Below are 18,809 nucleotides of genomic sequence, written 5' to 3' on the forward strand. Positions count from 1 at the left end.
CGCAAACGAATAAGGCGACCTGAAAAGGTCGCCTTTTTTATGCCTGCCCGCTTTACGCGGCAGCTTTGCGCAACGTCGCCATGAACGCCGCTGCACCGATGAACAGCCCGGCAAACGTACGGTTCATGCGTTTCTGCTGGGTCGGTGTGCGCAGCAGACGCAGCACCTTCGACGCCAGCCCGGTGTAGCCGGCCATGACGATCAGGTCGACGCAGATCATGGTCACGCCGATCACCACGTACTGGATCAGCAGCGGGGCGTGAGGATTGATGAACTGCGGCAGCACCGCCAGCATGAACACCAGCGCCTTGGGGTTGCTGATGTTCACCAGAAAGCCACGGAACACCAGCGCCATCGGCCGGCCGATCGGGCGTACGGCCGCGTCATCGCTCATGTCCATCGGCAGTGCGCGCCACTGTTTGATCGCCAGATAAACCAGGTAGGCGACGCCGAACCATTTGATCGCATGGAACGCGGTGGCCGAAGCGGTGAGGATTGCGCCGACACCGGCGCCGACGATGGCAATCTGCAGGGCCAGGCCCAGCTGCAGGCCCAGGGCGTTCCAGTAACCGCGCCAGAAACCGTATTGCAGACCGCTGGACATCGACGCAATCGCGCCGGCGCCCGGAGAAAGGCTGATTACCCAACACGCGGCAAAAAACGCCAGCCATGTTTGAAGCTCCATCGCACACCTCGACTCAGACTCGTGACAAACGTCCAAGCTAATGGGATTCGGGCGGGATGACTACCGATTTTTTTCAGGATGTTGCGGCCGCCGACCAACGTGGCCGGCGCCCGATCACTTTTCGAAACCGCTGGAAGGAAACACATCCGACCCGCGCCAGCGTCTTACCGAGCGTTGGAAGAACAGGCTGTTGGGCACCTGCACCATGGCGCTGCCGGTGCCGAGTTCTTCGGCCTCGATCAGCGTGGTGTAGAGCAGATTGATCGCCACCACCCGGCCTTTGACGCCGGGCTTGTCGGTGGTGTCCACCAGCTCCACCACATCACCCAGACGAAACGGGCCGACGGTGAAGATCAGAATCGCGCAGAGCAGGTTCGACAGCACACTCCACATGGCGAAGAACGCCACGGCGGCAACGGCGACGAAACCGGACAACGCCGTCCACAGCACGGTGGCAGAAACACCAAGACGCTCCAGCACGAAGATCAGCGCACTGCCCATGATCAGCCAGCGCAGACCACCACGCAGCGGCATCAGCAACTGCGGCGGGAACGGATACTTCTCGCCCAGCCGCGTCAGGAACCGAGCGACGACACGCTGAGCGAAGTAGCCGGCCAGCAGGATCAGCAGAATCTGCACGCCCAGCCAGATCGGCTCGATCCACACCGCCGGCAGCGGCAGCTTGAACGCCTCCATCAGGACAGCGCCTCCAGCTCCGCCTGCATGGTTTCCAGAGTTTCCAGCGCCTGCATCCACGCCTCTTCAAGCTCGCCTTCGCGGACTTTCAGCTTGGCCTGTTCGGCCAGCAGGTCGCGCAATTCGTTCTTGCGTGCCGGCTCGTAGAGGTCGCTGTCGCCGAGGCTGGCATCGACCTTGGCCAGTTTCTCGTGCAGTTTCCCGAGTTCGGCTTCGAGCTTGTCGGCTTCGCGCTTGTGCGGCGCCAGTTGCTGACGCAATGCAGCGGCGGCCTGGCGCTGGGCCTTCTTGTCGGTCTTGTCCGGGTTGACCGGCGTGTTGCTGACCGGGGCGTTGCGCTGACGGTACTCGACCAGCCAGCGGGCGTAGTCTTCGAGGTCGCCATCGAACTCTTCGACCTTGCCGTCCGCGACCAGGAAGAAGTTGTCGGTGGTGCTCTTGAGCAGATGCCGATCGTGGGAAACCACCAGCACCGCGCCACTGAATTCCTGCAGCGCCATGGTCAGCGCCAGACGCATTTCCAGATCCAGGTGGTTGGTCGGTTCGTCGAGCAGCAACAGGTTCGGCCGTTCCCAGGCGATCAACGCCAGGGCCAGACGGGCCTTTTCGCCACCGGAGAAATTCAGCACCGGCTCGTCGATCCGCGCGCCACGGAAGTCGAAACCACCGAGGAAGTCGCGCAGGGTCTGCTCGCGTTCGGTCGGCGCCAGACGTTGCAGGTGCAGCAACGGGCTGGCCTTGGCATCCAGCGAATCGAGCTGATGCTGGGCGAAGTAGCCGACCACGGTGTTCTCGCCACGGGTCAGACGCCCGGCCAGCGGCGACAGCTCGCCGGCGAGGTTCTTGATCAGGGTCGATTTACCGGCACCGTTGGGGCCGAGCAAGCCGATCCGCGCGCCGGGGGTCAGTTGCAGCTTGACCTTCTCCAGAACGGTTTTCTCGCCATAACCCAGACGCGCATCGGACAGGTCGATCAGCGGGCTGGAGATCTTGGTCGACTCGCGGAACACGAAGTCGAACGGAGAATCGACGTGGGCCGCCGACAGCTCTTCCATGCGCTCCAGCGCCTTGATCCGGCTCTGGGCCTGACGGGCCTTGGTGGCCTGGGCCTTGAACCGGGCGATGTAGCTTTCCATGTGCGCACGCTGCGCCTGCTGCTTCTCGTAGGCCTGTTGCTGCTGGGCCAGACGCTCGGCGCGGGCGCGTTCGAACGCTGTGTAGCCGCCACGGTAGAGCACCAGTTTGCGCTGATCGACGTGGGCCACGTGATCGACCACTTCATCGAGGAAATCCCGGTCGTGGGAAATCAGCAGCAAGGTGCCGGGGTAACTTTTCAGCCACTCTTCGAGCCAGATGATGGCGTCGAGGTCCAGGTGGTTGGTCGGTTCGTCGAGCAGCAGCAGGTCTGACGGGCACATCAAAGCCTGCGCAAGGTTCAGACGCATCCGCCAGCCACCGGAGAAATCTCCTACCTGACGATCCATCTGCTCGTTGGTGAAACCGAGACCGGCCAGCAACTTGCGCGCCCGCGCATCGGCGGTATAACCGTCGGCGCTGTCGAGTTCGGCGTGCAGGCGCGCCAGAGCAGCCCCATCGTGGGCCTCTTCGGCGGCTGCGAGATCACGCTGGACCTCGCGCAGGCGCAGGTCGCCATCGAGCACGTAATCGACCGCCAGACGCTCGAGGGTGTCGACCTCCTGGCGCATGTGGGCGATACGCCAGTCGGCCGGCAGCAGACAGTCGCCCGAATCCGGGTGCAACTCACCGCGGAGCAAGGCGAACAGGCTGGATTTGCCGGCGCCGTTGGCACCGATGAGGCCGGCTTTGTGGCCGGCGTGCAGGGTCAGCTCGGCGTCTTCTAGCAGACGTTGCGGGCCACGCTGTAAAGTCAGGTTCTGAAGTCGGATCATAATGGCGGCGGAGTCTACCAGCTTCGCTCACAACTGGCGCGAGTAGCACGATGTCCTCTGACCTGTGGAGCTTTGCCCTTGCCGTCTACGCCCGTCCCGGCGTGGAGGATGCCTGCCTGCGCCTGCAATCGGCAGGGGCCAGTGTGTGCCTGATGCTGTGTGGTTTGTGGCTGGAACAGCGCGATGCGACCTGCGACGAGGTACGCACGAGGCAGCTTCAAGAGCTGACCATCCCTTGGGACAAAGAGGTGGTTCAACCGCTGCGCGCGATGCGCATGCAGTGGAAAAATCTGGCCGACACCGATCCTGTGCTCAAGGGTATGCGCGAGCAGATCAAGGGGCTGGAGCTGGAGGCGGAGCGCGCGTTGCTGTCGCGACTGGAAGGCGTAGCGCAGGGATGGAAGCGTAATTCGAAGGAATCGAGTGACTGGCTGGAAGAGCTGGCCGGCCCTGCGGCCAACCTGAACCGCGACGCGCTGCAAGTGCTGCGCGTCGCGGCGACCGGCGCTTAGGAAGCGCTGGACGGGTTGCTGGCGACGCTCGACACCGGCGCCGAGGATGGCGTGGTTGCGGTGGTCGAGGTAGTGGCGGCCGATGCAGGTGCTGTGGTTGCAGCCGGGGTTGCCGGAGCGGCAGGTTTGGCAGCAGGAGCGGTGGCCGGTTTGACAGCAGCAGGCTTGGCAGCGGCTGGTTTTTTTACCGCTGGTTTTGCAGCAGGTTTTGCGGCTGGCTTGGCGGCCGGTTTAGCGGCGGTCGCTGGCTTGGCGGCGGCAGTTGCAGGCTTGGCAGCGGCAGCCGGTTTGGCGGCTGGTTTCGCAGCAGGCTTGGCAGCAGCAGGTTTAGCCGCTGCTTTTACCGCTGGCTTGGCCGCTGGTTTCGCTGCAGCTTTGGCAGCGGGTTTGGCTGCAACCGGTTTGGCAGCGGCTTTGGCCGCAGGCTTGGCAGCAGCCGTTCTGGCCGCAGGTTTTGCTGCCGGTTTGGCGGCGGTTCTGGCGGCTGGTTTAGCAGCCGGTTTGGCAGCTGCGGTTTTTGCCGGAGCCGCTTTTGCAGCAGCGGTTCGCGCAGCAGGTTTGGCAGCGGCTGGTTTTGCTGCAGCCGGCTTGGCGGCCGCTGGTTTTGCAGCGGTTGTTTTAGCCGCAGGTTTAGCAGCGCTCGCAGCTGCGGGTTTCTTCGCTGCAGGTTTTGCGGCGGCTTTTACTGGCGCTTTGGCCGGTGCTTTTGCAGCAGGTTTGGCGGCCGCTTTTTTCGTAGGCGCCGCTGCCGGTTTGGCCGAACGCAGGGACAGCGCCTTGCCGACGGCTTCCTGAACACGACCGACACCCTGGGCCAGTTTCAGGCTTTCCTGGGCATCGCGCTTGAGTTGCAGAATGTAGCTGCGGGTGTCGGACTGACGCTCCTTCAGCGCATCGAGCAAGTCTTCGAGTTCCTTCACGGCAGCCTTGGCCTTGGTCTGCGCCTTGGCTTTACCGGCTGTGGCTGCGTCCTGCAATTTGGTGCGGGATTTGTGCAGTTTTTCTTGTGCCTTGCCGCGTTGCTTTTCCAGTTTGGCGAGCAGTTTTTCAGCATCAGCCAAGGCTTGGGAGCAAGCGTTTTCCAGATGTTCGAGCAGGCTGCCCGAGAGCTGTTGGAGTAAATGCAACGGAGTGTTTACAGGCTTCTTGGTGGCCGACATGGTTTACCTCCTGGCTGACGTGAGTGCGGCTCATACTAGACCTCTGCTGCTACCGCCGCTAGGGCATGTTGACAGTATCGAATGCACTCGGTTGCAGGCTCGCGAAAAACTTCTGCACATTGCTCAAAGCAGTTCACCGTTGCAGAGCTTCGCGCTGGCATAATCCACCGCAATTCAGGACGGAGAGTGCCCATGTCGCGCTACCTTTTTTTATCCCTCTGCATGATCTTTTCGGCGGTCCAGGCCGACGAAAAAAACACCGCGAACGATGCCCACGATCTGGCCTACAGTCTCGGCGCGAGCCTTGGTGAGCGGCTGCGTCAGGAGGTTCCGCAACTGCAGATCCAGGCATTGATCGAAGGCCTGCAACAGGCCTATCAAGGCAAGCCGCTCGCCCTGAGCGAGGCGCGAATCGAACAAATCCTGGCCGATCACGAATCGCAGACGGCGGAGCATGCAGCCATGCCTTCGACTGAAGCGGCGATGGAAAACGAGCGACGCTTTCTCACCGCCGAAAAAGCCAAGCCTGGGGTGAAAGAGTTGTCCGACGGCATCCTGCTTACCGAGCTGGCGCCGGGCAATGGTGCGAAGGCCGGCCCCGACGGAAAGGTGCAGGTGCTGTATATCGGTCGACTGCCGGATGGCACCGTGTTCGACCAGAACACTCAGCCGCAGTGGTTCAATCTCGACAGCGTGATCGCCGGATGGCGCACCGCGTTGCAAAACATGCCGGTGGGCGCGAAGTGGCGGTTGGTGATTCCATCGGATCAGGCTTACGGCGCCGACGGTGCCGGCGACTTGATCGCACCCTTCACACCGCTGGTGTTCGAAGTCGAGTTGCGCGGCGCGACCAGTTGATCGCCCAATAAAAAACGGTGCGCTGTTGGCGCACCGTTCTTGTGTCTCGCGGGACCGGTTCAGGCCTGAACCGGATCCTCTTCCTTGTGGGCGGTATGCAGCACTTCGATCAGGCAGTCTTCCAGTTCGAAGCGCTCGTGGAGCAGCCCACCCAGCTCCTTGAATTTTTCGGCAACGCATTTGCCTTCATCGCAAAGATCGTTGAAGGCCAGCAGTTTTTCCGTGATGACATCGATGCGCGGGTAGATCGTCTCGGCCAGTTCCAGGCCACGCTTGTCGTTGAAGGCCTTGGCCTCGCCCGTCAGCTGTTCGTAGATTTCGAAGTGCCCGGCCGACACGTAATCGACCAGTACGCCGCAGAATTCCTGCAAGGGCTTTCGATCTTCGGACAGTGCCTGAGGTTCTGCGCCCAGCTTGTCGTAGGCAGCGATCAGTTCCTCACGCTCCTGGAGCCAGCGGTCGATCAGCAGATGAACTCCACCCCAACGTTCTTGAGCATTCTGACAACTTTCGAGCATGGCGATCTCTCTTCCCTTGTGGGTCATGCTGCCCTACACCTGCGCCCCTTCTTGTGGCTATTGCTTTGAGAGGCGTTCAGGCAGAGCGTCATCGAGCAACACAAATCCAATGACACGTGCGGGCCAGATTATGCCCGCACGCCTGTGGCTTCAAGGTACGCAGGAGAGAAAGTTCATACAAGTGTTTAATCCCTGACCAGCGCCCGGTGCGACGCTTCGCCGCTGAGCGGTCGCTGCAGAGCGCTCCAGGCCAGCCGCAGCAATTGGTAAACCGCAAGGATCGACATCGCGACGAAGAACAGCAGACTCCACTCCGGAATGCTCAGATCGAACAACGTCCAGGACATTTGCGAGCAATCCTCGCTGTCAGTGAACATCCGCGCCAGGGCGCAAAGCCACGGCAGGTGACTGAATAATTCCTCGGTGCCGGGCGCGCACTGTGCCAGATGATGCATCGAATCGCTTTGCAGGAGCACCTGCCGCCATGCCGCCATGGTCGCGCCGAGACTGGCCGCCAGCGCACCGAACCAGTAGAGCGAAAGGCCGAAGCGCCCTGGCCCATGCACCGCTGCCACACCACAGCAGGCGGTGAGAATGCTCAGGAAAAGCCGTTGCACCAGGCACAGGCTGCAAGGCACGAGACCCACCGCGTACTCGAGGTAATAGGAAGCTCCCAGCGCCAGTGTTCCCGCCGTGAAAGCCATAAAAAACAGGGAGCGTGAGCAGGTCAACGACATGGGTTATCCGTAACAATTTAGACAGGCAGTTACGGTAGAGGAAAGGGCCTCGGCCTTTCAAGGCAGGTCACTGGCGACACTTCACCAGAGATGTAGGGAAATCCCGACAGACGCGAGAGGAAAAGATGTAAGCCTCTGTAGGACTCTGCCTCAGAAGTGATACAGCGGTAACTATTCAGTCGAGAAAATGAGCGAGGGAGCGCACTCCCCCGTCCACTCAGGCGTGAGCCTGCACCGGTAAAGGCGCGGCCAGCAGGCGCTCGTCCAACAGTCCCAGACCTTCCTGGAACAACTGGTTGCTGCGCTCGGTATCGCCGAGCCGGGCCAGCAGTCGCGCCAGCTCCGCACAGGCTTCCGGATTGCGCTGCGTGCGCAGGCTGCTTTCCAGATAGTCCCTCGCCTTGCCCCACAGGCTGGCTTGCAGGCACAGTCGGCCGAGCGTCAGCAGCAGGCTCGGGTCGGCGGGATGATCCTTGAGCCAGCCCTCGGCCACCTGCAATTGACGCGTCGGATCACTGCCGCGCACCAGGCCATAGAGGCGCGCCAGGTGGCTGTCGTACTTGCGTTTGAGGGCGCCGCGCAACACCTCTTCCGCCTCGACCTGAGCACCGAGCTGACGCAGTTGCTCGGCGTAGGCCAGTACCAACGGCGACTCCTGGCGCTGTGACGAAGTCAGTTGCTGCCAGGCACGGTTAAGCGATTGCAGACCGACCGCGCCATCTTCTTCGCGATGTGCCGCCAGCGACAGATTCTCTCCCCAGGCGCGACGTTCCAGCTCGGCCAGTTCGGCAGGTGGCAGGACTTTGTCCTTGCGCAGCTCGGGCAGCATGCGGATCACCGCCGACCAGTCACCGCGCTGCTGGTGCAGACGCTGCAACTGACGCAGGGTCTGGACGTTGTGCGGATGACGCTCGCGCATGGCCTGCAAGGTCACCAACGCACCTTCGGTATCGCCACGGTCGGTTTGCAGTTGCGCATGACTCAAGGCAATCGCCAGTTCAGCCTGAGGCTGACGTTCGAGCGCGCGCTCCAGCAGACGATCACTTTCCTCGTAATTGCCTTGCTCGTTGGCGGCACGGGCGGCGCCGAGGTAATACAGCAACGGTTGGCGCTCTGCCTCGGCAGCCCGATAAAGGTGACGCTGGGCGCTGGCCCAGCGACCTTCGGCCAGATCCAGTTGACCGTGCTCGATCGCCACTTGCACACGACGACTGCGGTTGCGGCGCGACCATGGATTGACCACGCCACCCGAAGTCAGCACCAGCTCGACCAGCGCCTTGATGCCCCAGATCAGCAGCCACAACACCGCCACCAGCGCCAACGTCGCCCACAGGCTCGACTCATAGCGGAAGCTTTTGTAGGCCACCAATACGTAACCGGAATGCTCGGCAATCGCCAGACCAAGGGCCGCCGTCGCAGCGATCACCAGAAACACGATGACGTACAGGCGCTTCATGGTGTGGCCTCCTGCGCGGTGGCAGCAGGTTTGGCGAAGGGTTTCACCGAGTCTTCAGCGTTGACGTTACGGCGCTCGAGATAGGCCTGTACCGCACTGAGGGTGCCAGCCAGATCCGGCGTAACAACCGTGACCGGTTGCTTGCTCAACTCCGCCACTTGTTCGAGCATGATTTTGCTCTGCGGGTTGTCCGGGTTGAAATTACCCTTGAGCACGTCCCGCGCTTCAGTCAGTGCCTGGGTGTAGACCGCTGCCTGACCGTTGAGCGCCGCCCATTGCGCCTGCTCCAGAGAGAGACTCAGGGCCAGGCGTACCTGGCTCAGACTCTGCCCTGCCAGCAGCGGCCGTACGTTTTTATCGGCGTTGAAATCGATGCGGATGTAGCGCGAGATCTGATCCCACCACTGCGACCAGCGACTGGCACCGTCGCCATCGGAGGTCAGGCCCAGCAGCGAATCGCCGCGGTCCTTGTACTCGGGCGCCAGCTCGGTGAGCCCGATGACCTGATCGCGCAGCGCGCCCAGCTTCAGGAACAGACCGGTACGATCGGGCTGCTCGGTACTGCGCAACGCCACCAGGGTTTTCGCCACTTGTTCACGCGCGGCAAACGAACCCGGATCGTTTTGTTCCTTCAGAATATCGTCGGCACCCTGCACCAGAGCCTGAGCGCTGCTGATGTCCTGCAAGGCAGAAAGACGCAGGCTGGCCAGACGCAGCAAGTGCTCGGCCTCCGCCAGACGCCAGTCCTTGCGGCTGGCACCGAGGACCGTTTCCAGACGCTGATTGAGGCGCTGCTGATCGCCCTGCAGTTGCGTGACCAGACGCTGGCGCTCGGCGAGCTCGTCAGCGCCCGGCAGTTGTCCGAGACGCTCGGTCAGACGCTGCTCGTTGAGTTTCAGGTTCTGGGCCTGATCATTCAACGCCTGCACCTGACTCAATTGCTCCTGCGTGTTGGCTTGCAGGTGTCGCACCTGCCAGACACCCCAGCCACCCACCGCAACACCGGCGGCGCCGAGCAGCAGCGCGACAATGGCCAATCCGTTGCCTCGGCGCGGTTCAGCGGCCGGTGGCGGTGCATCAACCGGTGCATCGATCACAGGTTGAACGTCATCTTTAGGCAAGGCTGTTTCGCTCACGTATCCATCCTTTGCATTAGAGAACGGGCACGGGATGCTCCCGTAACGCCGTCAGCAAGGCCGCGGCACTGGCGCCGCGACAATCCACAACTGTTCGGGCCCCGGCGGCACGTGCCTGCTCGGCGACCCTTGGGCTTGGAACAAACAACGGCATCTGCGCAAGCACCGGCCAAGTATCACCGGCCAACTGACGCAGGTGCTCAAAACCCTGTCCACTGCTGACCACCAGCCCGTTCAGGCGTTCCGCCGCAATCCGTCGGGGCAGTTCTCGCGGCGGATAGTCCGGCAGGTCACGGCGGTACAGTTCCAGATACTCGACACTAGCACCAAGCGCGCGCAGGCGCTCGGCCAGCAGCTCGCGACCGCCCTCTCCGCGCAGGATCAACACCTGCGCGCCGGGCTGTGCAACGACCTCGAGCAGACGCGGCAATTGCAGCAAGGCTTCACTGTCATCGCCCTCGTCCGGGCAATGCGCATCGAGACCCCGATCCCGAAGAATCTGCGCCGTCGCTGCGCCAACGCTGAACCAGGGCATGGCCGGCACGGCATCGATCAATTGCCCAGCGATGCGCGCCGCCGGCTTGCTGACCACGATCACCGCGCTGTAGCGCGACAATCCGACAAAGGTCTGGCGCATTGTGTCAGAGACCGGCAGCGGCGTGATTTCCAAAAGCGGCAGGCAGCTGCTGAAAATCCCCTGCCCGGCCAGCACCTCGGCCAGCGCCTCGCAATCGTCAGCGGGGCGCGTCAGCAGCAGGCGCCAGGTCGTCACTCGTGACCTGCCTCGCCGTAGACAGCCTTGAGAATGTCGTCGGCACCCTGGCGCAGCAAATCTTCAGCGACTTGCACGCCCAGCGCTTCAGCGTCAGTGCGCGGCGCCCGGGCTTCGGCACTCAACAGCTTGCCGCCACTCGGCTCGCCGACCAGGCCACGCAGCCACAATTGCTCGCCTTCGAGCACGGCGTAGCAGGCGATCGGTACCTGGCAACCGCCATTCAAGTGTTTGTTGAGGGCACGCTCGGCGCTCACACGGTCAGCCGTATCGGCGTGATGCAGAGGTGCGAGCAAGGCGTGGATTTCAGTGTCGGCGCTGCGGCACTCGATACCGACGGCGCCCTGGCCACCGGCGGGCAGGCTATCGTCGACGCTGATCGCCGAGGTGATGCGGTCTTCGAAACCGAGGCGAATCAGACCGGCCGCCGCGAGGATGATCGCGTCGTACTCGCCGGCATCGAGCTTGGCCAGACGGGTGTTGACGTTGCCGCGCAGGAAGCGGATTTCCAGGTCGGGACGACGGGTCAGCAACTGCGCCTGGCGACGCAGGCTGGAGGTGCCGACGATGCTGCCGGCCGGCAACGCATCAAGACTGGAAAAAGTATTGGAGACAAAGGCGTCGCGCGGGTCTTCGCGCTCGCAGATGCAGAACAGGCCGAGACCTTCGGGGAAGTCCATCGGCACGTCTTTCATCGAATGGACGGCGATGTCAGCTTCGTTCTCCAGCAACGCGGTTTCCAGTTCCTTGACGAACAGGCCCTTGCCACCGATTTTCGATAACGGCGAATCAAGCAGCTTGTCGCCGCGACTGACCATGGGCACCAGCGTCACCAGCAATCCCGGGTGGGCTGCTTCCAGACGGGCTTTGACGTATTCGGCCTGCCAGAGGGCCAGTGCACTTTTGCGGGTGGCGATGCGGATTTCGCGAGAGGACATGGATCAATCCGTACTGAATAGATACGGCGGATAATAACAGCTCAGCCAAATCCACTTTGACCTGAATCAGAAACGGCGTGGCCTCCCTGGCCGGCAATGCCTGGTGAAGAGTATGGAAAGCCGCCCGACGCCCTCGGGCTAAAGCCCTTGCATCATTTTGCGCACGCCCGCCACATGGCGGCGGCTGACGATCAGCGCGTCACCGTTCAGGCCCTTTAGGAACAACTGGAAATGGCCCAGCGGCGTACGTTGCAGGCGCTCGATGCGGTCGCGGGCGACCAGCGCATTGCGGTGGATCCGCACGAATCGCTCGCCGAACTCGTCTTCCAGCGCCTTGAGCGGCTCGTCCAGCAGCACTTCACCGGCTTCGTGACGCAGGGTCACGTATTTGTGATCGGCAATGAAATACACCACCTGATCCAGCGGGATCAGTTCGATGCCTTTACGGGTGCGGGCGCTGATATGACTGCGCGGGCCATTGCCGCTTTCGGCGGCGGGACGGGTCAGGGCCGATAGCTGAGCCCGATTCGGACGTTCGGCCCTTTTCAGGGCTTCCTGCAGATGTTCGGTTCTCACGGGTTTCACCACATGGCCCACGGCGCTGGCCTGCAGGGCCTCCAAGGGAAATTCATCGATACCGGAGCAGAACACCACGGCGGGCGGGGTTTCGCGCTCGCACAGCCGGGCAGCCACTTGCAGGCCGTCGAGGCCCGGCATGCGGATATCGAGCAGCACGATATCCGGCTTGTGGCTGTCGATCAGTGCCAACGCCTCTTCGCCATTGGTGGCGCTGGGCTCCAGGACTGTGTAGCCCTCGAGCTCGCTCACCATTCGGGCGAGGCGCTCGCGGGCCAGTGGTTCGTCATCAACGATCAGGACATTCATATTGCGCTGGATTCCTGCGTGAGTCTCGCACAAGGATAGCGTAGACAAGTGGAGTGACGTCCGTCACCGCGATCCACGCTAAGACTAGCGCGAGCGCCAAAAAGTGCCGTACGTCGGCCGGCAATATTTGCCGACACCCGGGACGCACCCCTCGAAGCTCGCGTCTGTCTGCGTTTTACGCAGGGTATGCCGATGGTCAAAACACCCACCCCTCTCTTCTTATAGTCGGCGGCCAGACCTTTGCACGATCCACAGTCGCGCCGACCCTTAGTCCTACTGTAGACGCTCGCCGGGCCGATATTGCTCAATCGGAAAATATCCTTGCGCAAATCCCCCGGAACCGGCGGCGACTATGAACGCAGAGATGAGAAAAAAACGTATCGACCAGTGTCAACGACAGGATTGGCAACCCTGTTATTATCCGCGCCAGCGTTTCACGCCTTCTTTCTTCAAGCCGATACGAGCGAATTCATGAGCACTGACAAGACCAATCAGTCCTGGGGCGGCCGCTTCAGTGAACCCGTCGACGCCTTCGTCGCCCGCTTCACCGCCTCCGTCACTTTCGACCAGCGCCTGTATCGCCACGACATCATGGGCTCGATCGCCCACGCCACCATGCTGGCCAAGGTCGGCGTGCTGACGGATGCCGAGCGCGACAGCATCATCGATGGCCTGAAGACCATCCAGGGCGAAATCGAGGCCGGCCAGTTCGACTGGCGCGTGGACCTCGAAGACGTGCACATGAACATCGAGGCACGCCTGACCGACCGCATCGGCATCACCGGCAAGAAGCTGCATACCGGCCGCAGCCGCAACGACCAGGTCGCCACCGACATCCGCCTGTGGCTGCGCGACGAGATCGACCTGATCCTGGCCGAGATCACCCGCCTGCAAAAAGGCCTGCTGGAGCAGGCCGAGCGTGAGGCCGCGAGCATCATGCCGGGCTTCACCCACCTGCAGACCGCACAGCCTGTGACCTTCGGTCACCACATGCTGGCCTGGTTCGAAATGCTCAGCCGCGACTACGAGCGTCTGGTCGACTGCCGCAAGCGCACCAACCGCATGCCGCTGGGCAGCGCCGCGCTGGCCGGCACCACCTACCCGATCGACCGTGAATACACCGCACAACTGCTGGGCTTCGACGCTGTCGGCGGCAACTCGCTGGACAACGTGTCGGATCGTGACTTCGCCATCGAATTCTGCTCGGCCGCGAGCATCGCGATGATGCACCTGTCGCGCTTCTCCGAAGAGCTGGTGCTGTGGACCAGCGCGCAGTTCCAGTTCATCGATCTGCCGGACCGTTTCTGCACCGGCAGCTCGATCATGCCGCAAAAGAAAAACCCGGACGTGCCGGAGCTGGTGCGTGGCAAGACCGGCCGCGTGTTCGGCGCCCTGATGGGCCTGCTGACCCTGATGAAAGGCCAGCCGCTGGCCTACAACAAGGACAACCAGGAAGACAAGGAGCCGCTGTTCGACGCCGCCGACACCCTGCGCGACTCGCTGCGTGCCTTTGCCGACATGATCCCGGCGATCAAACCGAAACACGCGATCATGCGTGAAGCGGCGCTGCGCGGCTTCTCCACCGCCACCGACCTCGCCGACTACCTGGTGCGCCGTGGCCTGCCGTTCCGTGACTGCCACGAGATCGTCGGCCACGCCGTGAAGTACGGCGTCGATACCGGCAAGGATCTGGCGGAAATGAGCCTGGAAGAACTGCGTCAGTTCAGCGACCAGATCGAGCAGGACGTGTTTGCCGTGCTGACCCTGGAAGGCTCGGTGAATGCCCGTGACCACATCGGCGGCACTGCCCCGGCGCAGGTCAAGGCTGCCGTGGTTCGCGGTCAGGCGTTGATCGCCAGCCGCTAAAAGACAAAAAGCTAAAAGCATCGCGAGCAAGCTCGCTCCCACAGGTTCGGTGTAGAACACACAATCGTGATTCAACACTAAGACCTGTGGGAGCGAGCTTGCTCGCGAAGGCGGCCCTCAGAACAGCATAAATCTACTTCTTGGCTGCGATCATCGCCAAAAACGTCGGCATCGCCGCGTCCTTGTCCGCTGCAATTTTCTGCACATGCGGATTCTGCTCAAGTCGCTCCAGCAGTGCCTTGGCCTTCGGCATGTCCGCCAGCAGATCCAGACCGAACAGCTTATGCCCCACCGCAGCCGCCAGCGGCACGCTGTAGAGGAAGTACAGGTCAGCGATGCTCAGGCTGTCGCCCGCCACATACGGGGCGAACTTGCCGTGGCGGCCCAGCGCCGCAAAACCCAGCAGCAATTCAGACTTGGTTTTTTCCTTGATCGCCTCCGGCAGCGCCGCGCCGAAAAACGCTTCGCCGTAACAGGCTCGGGCGGGCAGCTCGATGTACAACTCGATTTCCTTGGCCACCGCCAGCACCTGGGCGCGCGCAAACGGCTCGGCCGGCAGCAGCGGAACACCCTTCTGGCTGCTTTCGAGGTATTCGAGCATCACCATCGTTTCATTGATGTAGCCACCTTCGGCCCCCAGCACCGGCACCTTGCCGCGCGGGCTGATGGCCAGAGACTCCGGCGTCGGCGTCGGGTAGAAGGTGACTTCCTCGAACGGCAGGCCCTTTTCCAGCAGCGCCAGTTTGACCATGTTGTAGTAGTTGCTGACTGAGAATCCGTAGAGCTTGAACATCACATAGCCTCCAGGCCGTGCGGGGTGGGCAGTGCCTGTTTATAGATCGCTGCGGGGAATCCCGCCAGCAGCATCACGCCGCTGAATGCGGGTAAACTGGCGCCTTTCCTTGAGGAGCCTGCCATGAGCGAGCCGACAGACATCGATAACGACGAAGAAGAGTTCACCGAGAGCACTTTGATCGAAGCCATCGAAAACCAGATCGAAAGCGACAACCCGCCCGCAGCCAAGGCCACGTTCAACAAACTGACCCTGGTCGGTTACGAGCGCGAAGACATCCTGAACCTGATGGCCCACGTGCTGGCTTACGAAATCGACGCCATGCTCGATGACGACCGCGCGTTCAATACCGAATGGTACGAAGCGGCCCTTCGTGCATTGCCTGAGTTGCCACCGGAAAAGCCGTAACCGGGCAGCCCGATGTGGGAGCTGCCTGGCTCCCACACAATTTGTCACCCTTCCATCCGGCCTTCTCCCGGCCCCTGACTACACTGGAATCCACCCCCGAGACAAAAACCCTGGCGCACACTGGACAGGCCGCGCCGGCAGGTTCACCTTAGGGGCGCTGTCGTCCAATTCCTAGAAAGTCTGGAGTCCTTATGTCGCTTACCCCTGAGTTGGTTGCCGAACTGGAAGTCCTCGCACTCTTCAACCTGGACAGTTCCCAGGAAGGTCTGAAAATTCATCAGACCGCTGCCCCGAAGCACATCGCTGCTGCCCAACGCCTCTTTGAAAAAGAACTGACAGACCAGCCTGATGGCGGTTACCTGACCAGTCTCGGTCGCGATGCCGCACAAAACGTGCAAACCGTACTGACGATTCTGAAAGAGCAACAAACCGCCTGATCCTCCCGACTTTGCCCACGGAAACCTCCGCCACGGGATTTCCGCGGGCCAGCCCGGCCGCACGCCACCGTCACGCGGTGGAAATCTGGCGTCAAAAAAGCAAATTCAGCTTAATGCTCGCGCTGCACAGGCGCTAAACTCCCTCGCATTCCGTGACCCTCTGCCTCCGAGCCCTGCGAGCCGGTTTGAGTCGACATGACCCGCACCCATGAAATCCGCCCCGACCTGGACGAGGGAATCGACCGCAAGGTACTCAGCCAGCTGCGCGCACGCTTTCTCAAACTCAACGAAGGCCGCCTGAACCGGGCCCTCGAAGGCCTGTCGACGCGCCAGCAAAGCGTGCTGACCCTGATGCCGCTGTTTTTCCACGTCAATCATCCGCTGCTGCCCGGATACGTCTCGGGCAGCACGCCGGCCGGGTTGTCGAATTACGAACCGGATGCCGATGCTCTCGCCGAAGCACAGCGCCTGACGCGCTCGTTTTCCTACAAGCCGCGCCACGGCAGCAACCCGCCGCGACCGATTCACGGCCTGTTCCTGATGGGCAGCCTCGGCACCTTGGCCCAGGCCGACCAGAGCGACATGGACGTATGGGTCTGCCACGCCCCCGACCTGAGCGACAGCGAACTCGCCGAACTGCGCAAGAAATGCCAGTTGCTCGAAGCCTGGGCCGCGAGTCAGGGGGCCGAAGCGCACTTCTTCCTGATCGACCCGGTGCGTTTCGTCAAAGGCGAGCGCGATACCCAGCTCAGTTCCGAAGATTGCGGCACCACCCAGCACTATCTGCTGCTGGACGAGTTCTACCGCACCGCGATCTGGCTGGCCGGGCGCACGCCGATCTGGTGGCTGGTGCCGGTCTACGAAGAGCGCGCATACGACCAGTACACCCACACCCTGATCTCCAAGCGTTTCATCCGCAACGATGAAACCCTCGACCTCGGCCCACTGGCGCACATTCCGCCGGGCGAGTTCGTGGGCGCCGGGTTGTGGCAGTTATTCAAGGGCATCGAGTCGCCTTACAAGTCGGTGCTCAAGCTGCTGCTGATCGAGGTCTACGCCAGCGAACATCCGCAGGTGCAGTGCCTGAGCCTGCGCTTCAAGCAGGCGGTATTCGCCAACCGGCTCGACCTCGACGAGCTCGATCCGTACATGGTGGTTTACCGCCGGATCGAGGAATACCTCACCGCCCGCAATGAACCCGAACGCCTCGAACTGGTACGCCGTGCCCTGTACCTCAAGGTCAACCGCAAGCTCACCGGCAACAGCCGCACCCAGGGCTGGCAACGCTCATTGCTGGAAAGACTGGCCAGCGAATGGCACTGGGACCAGCGGCAACTGGCTTTACTCGACAGCCGCAGCCAGTGGAAAGTGCGGCAGGTCAGTGCCGAGCGCCGGGCTCTGGTCAACGAGCTGAATTACAGCTATCGCTTCCTGACCCAGTTCGCCCGCACCGAGCAGACCGTCAGCCTGATCAACAAACGTGATCTCAATGTCCTCGGGCGGCGCCTGTACGCCGCGTTCGAACGCAAGGCCGACAAGGTCGAGTTCATCAACCCCGGCATCGCCCCGGACCTGGCCGAAGACACCCTGACCCTGGTGCAATCACCGAACAAAAAGGAGCCCGGGCAAACCCAGTGGGGCCTGTACAACGGCAGCCTGACGGCGCTGGAGTGGGAACACTTCGCGCCGATCAAGCGCAGCCGCCAGTTGCTGGAACTGCTGACCTGGTGCCACCGCAACGGCGTGATCGACAGCAGCACCCGACTGGCTCTGCATCCCGGCACCAGCGACATGAGCGAGTTCGAACTGTTCAACCTGCTCGGCAGCCTGCAGCAGAGCATCGCCCTGCCCTTGCCGACCGTTGCCGAAGAACCGCTGCTGCGCGCCAGTGTGCCGAGCGAAGTGCTGATTCTGGTGAATGTCGGCGTCGATCCGCTCAAGCATCACCGCGACCTGAACATCCTGATGACCACCGAACGCACGGACTCCCTGAGCTATGCCGGCGTGCGCGAGAACCTGGTGCTGACCCTCGATCAGGTCACGCTCAACAGCTGGAACGAAGTGCTGGTCAACCGCTTCGACGGCCCGCATGCGCTGCTCGACTGCCTGCGCGACTACCTCAACAACCTGCCGCGCGGGCCGCAACAGCCATCGCTGCGGGTGCGTTGCTTCTGCCACAACCGCGCGCAATTCATCGCCCGCCGGGTGGAAGAGATCGTCGATACCGCGCAGAACCTGCTGCTCAGCGACTTGAATCACCGCTACCTGATTCAGGTGCAGCAGCACTATCACGTGCTGGAACTGGTACCGGGCCAGGTCAGCCATGTCGCCCTCGCCACCCTGCCGGCACTGCTCGATTACCTCGGCGAGGAGCAACCGCGCTATAGCCCGCTGCACCTGGACCCGATGGCGCTGGAAGACCACGACCTCGCGCTGATCCTGCCGATGGGCCAGCCCGAATGCATTCAGGTGTTCTACCGGATCACCGAGCAGACGGCCGAGCTGTATGTGCTCGACGAATTCAACGCACTGTGGCAACAGCATTTGCCCTATCACGACGAGCAAAGTCTGCTGGTGCCGCTGCAGCGCTTCCTGCAATCGATCCAGTTCCGGCGCGAAGCACTGTTGCCGATGGATTCGAGCCACGCCGCCAGCCTGGAAATCTTGTATTACCAGTTATTGCCATCAGGGTCGGGGCGCGCACGACGGGTCGAAATGCGCCCGGCGCCGCAGACACCAGTCAACAAACCGTTCTACGACGTGCAGGCGATCATCGGCAAAGCCGCACCGGGCGAAGTGCAGGTCACGTTGTATTGCAATCAGCGGGAGTTCTGCGAACTGGAACATGGCGACCAGCTGTTCAGCGTGGTCGCCCGGGAAATCGTCGGTCAGCGCCGGGAATCCGAGCGCTACCGCTGCTACATCACCGACCTGGACCTGTCGGGCGTGATCGGTGACGGGCAGAGTTCGAGCAATCTGTATCTGCGTTACAAGGCCGACCTGGAACGCTCTCTGAACGAGGCGCTCGAGCAGGTCTGAGGC

At 62.2% G+C, this 18,809-nt stretch carries 18 protein-coding genes; 6 read left to right on the plus strand and 12 right to left on the minus strand.

The genetic code is table 11. From position 1 onward, the window contains the following. Positions 1 to 52 precede the first annotated feature (52 nt). The 3 genes from CAG02_RS06425 to CAG02_RS06435 form a co-directional block, all read right to left on the minus strand. Complete coding sequence (locus CAG02_RS06425) at positions 53 to 685, minus strand: LysE family transporter (RefSeq protein WP_085708946.1); 633 nt, start codon at positions 683 to 685, stop codon at positions 53 to 55. Positions 686 to 799: 114 nt separating this feature from the next. Continuing rightward, positions 800 to 1,381: a mechanosensitive ion channel family protein gene (locus CAG02_RS06430; protein WP_085708945.1), complete on the minus strand. Its 582-nt coding sequence runs from the start codon at positions 1,379 to 1,381 to the stop codon at positions 800 to 802. Next, entirely contained in the window at positions 1,381 to 3,291 is a 1,911-nt protein-coding gene (locus CAG02_RS06435) for an ATP-binding cassette domain-containing protein (RefSeq protein WP_085708944.1), read from the minus strand. Before CAG02_RS06435 ends, CAG02_RS06430 begins: the two co-directional genes overlap by 1 nt. Positions 3,292 to 3,341: 50 nt before the next feature. Between CAG02_RS06435 and CAG02_RS06440 the strand changes: the two genes are divergently transcribed. Further along, entirely contained in the window at positions 3,342 to 3,803 is a 462-nt protein-coding gene (locus CAG02_RS06440) for a TIGR02444 family protein (RefSeq protein ID WP_085708943.1), read from the plus strand. On the opposite strand, the gene CAG02_RS06445 is transcribed toward CAG02_RS06440, so the two are convergent. Further along, positions 3,800 to 4,963, minus strand: coding sequence for an AlgP family protein (locus tag CAG02_RS06445; protein ID WP_085708942.1), 1,164 nt, complete (start codon positions 4,961 to 4,963; stop codon positions 3,800 to 3,802). The genes CAG02_RS06440 and CAG02_RS06445 overlap by 4 nt on opposite strands. Before the next feature lie 192 nt (positions 4,964 to 5,155). Between CAG02_RS06445 and CAG02_RS06455 the strand changes: the two genes are divergently transcribed. Further along, entirely contained in the window at positions 5,156 to 5,821 is a 666-nt protein-coding gene (locus CAG02_RS06455) for an FKBP-type peptidyl-prolyl cis-trans isomerase (RefSeq protein ID WP_085708940.1), read from the plus strand. Positions 5,822 to 5,880: 59 nt separating this feature from the next. On the opposite strand, the gene rsd is transcribed toward CAG02_RS06455, so the two are convergent. From rsd to CAG02_RS06490, 7 genes are all read right to left on the minus strand, one after another. Further along, positions 5,881 to 6,339 (minus strand): sigma D regulator, encoded by a 459-nt coding sequence (rsd, locus tag CAG02_RS06460; protein WP_085708939.1) that lies wholly within the window; start codon positions 6,337 to 6,339, stop codon positions 5,881 to 5,883. Positions 6,340 to 6,524: 185 nt separating this feature from the next. Continuing rightward, positions 6,525 to 7,076: a disulfide bond formation protein B gene (locus CAG02_RS06465; RefSeq protein WP_085708938.1), complete on the minus strand. Its 552-nt coding sequence runs from the start codon at positions 7,074 to 7,076 to the stop codon at positions 6,525 to 6,527. Between the two features lie 217 nt (positions 7,077 to 7,293). Continuing rightward, positions 7,294 to 8,532 carry a heme biosynthesis protein HemY gene (locus tag CAG02_RS06470; RefSeq protein WP_085708937.1) on the minus strand — a complete coding sequence of 413 codons (1,239 nt, stop codon included), beginning with the start codon at positions 8,530 to 8,532 and terminating at the stop codon, positions 7,294 to 7,296. After that, positions 8,529 to 9,668, minus strand: a complete 1,140-nt coding sequence (locus CAG02_RS06475; protein WP_085708936.1) for a uroporphyrinogen-III C-methyltransferase — start codon at positions 9,666 to 9,668, stop codon at positions 8,529 to 8,531. The genes CAG02_RS06470 and CAG02_RS06475 overlap by 4 nt, the downstream gene beginning before the upstream one ends. 16 nt (positions 9,669 to 9,684) lie before the next feature. Next, complete coding sequence (locus CAG02_RS06480; RefSeq protein ID WP_085708935.1) at positions 9,685 to 10,440, minus strand: uroporphyrinogen-III synthase; 756 nt, start codon at positions 10,438 to 10,440, stop codon at positions 9,685 to 9,687. Continuing rightward, positions 10,437 to 11,378 (minus strand): hydroxymethylbilane synthase, encoded by a 942-nt coding sequence (hemC, locus tag CAG02_RS06485; RefSeq protein WP_085708934.1) that lies wholly within the window; start codon positions 11,376 to 11,378, stop codon positions 10,437 to 10,439. The genes CAG02_RS06480 and hemC overlap by 4 nt, the downstream gene beginning before the upstream one ends. A 138-nt stretch (positions 11,379 to 11,516) precedes the next feature. Further along, on the minus strand, positions 11,517 to 12,263 hold the full coding sequence (locus CAG02_RS06490; protein ID WP_085708933.1) for a LytTR family DNA-binding domain-containing protein: 747 nt from the start codon (positions 12,261 to 12,263) through the stop codon (positions 11,517 to 11,519). 471 nt (positions 12,264 to 12,734) lie between these two features. Between CAG02_RS06490 and argH the strand changes: the two genes are divergently transcribed. Next, on the plus strand, positions 12,735 to 14,129 hold the full coding sequence (gene argH / locus CAG02_RS06495) for an argininosuccinate lyase (RefSeq protein WP_027610449.1): 1,395 nt from the start codon (positions 12,735 to 12,737) through the stop codon (positions 14,127 to 14,129). Between the two features lie 133 nt (positions 14,130 to 14,262). On the opposite strand, the gene CAG02_RS06500 is transcribed toward argH, so the two are convergent. Beyond that, entirely contained in the window at positions 14,263 to 14,922 is a 660-nt protein-coding gene (locus CAG02_RS06500) for a glutathione S-transferase (protein WP_085708932.1), read from the minus strand. Between the two features lie 123 nt (positions 14,923 to 15,045). Between CAG02_RS06500 and CAG02_RS06505 the strand changes: the two genes are divergently transcribed. The 3 genes from CAG02_RS06505 to CAG02_RS06515 all read left to right on the plus strand — a co-directional run bounded on the left by CAG02_RS06505 (position 15,046) and on the right by CAG02_RS06515 (position 18,806). Then, on the plus strand, positions 15,046 to 15,330 hold the full coding sequence (locus CAG02_RS06505) for a hypothetical protein (RefSeq protein ID WP_085708931.1): 285 nt from the start codon (positions 15,046 to 15,048) through the stop codon (positions 15,328 to 15,330). 191 nt (positions 15,331 to 15,521) lie between these two features. After that, positions 15,522 to 15,767, plus strand: a complete 246-nt coding sequence (locus CAG02_RS06510; RefSeq protein WP_007951883.1) for a TIGR02647 family protein — start codon at positions 15,522 to 15,524, stop codon at positions 15,765 to 15,767. 195 nt (positions 15,768 to 15,962) lie between these two features. Next, on the plus strand, positions 15,963 to 18,806 hold the full coding sequence (locus CAG02_RS06515; RefSeq protein ID WP_085708930.1) for a class I adenylate cyclase: 2,844 nt from the start codon (positions 15,963 to 15,965) through the stop codon (positions 18,804 to 18,806). Positions 18,807 to 18,809: the final 3 nt, after the last annotated feature.

The sequence above is a fragment of the Pseudomonas sp. R43(2017) genome, assembly GCF_002112345.1.
Lineage (GTDB): Bacteria > Pseudomonadota > Gammaproteobacteria > Pseudomonadales > Pseudomonadaceae > Aquipseudomonas > Aquipseudomonas kribbensis.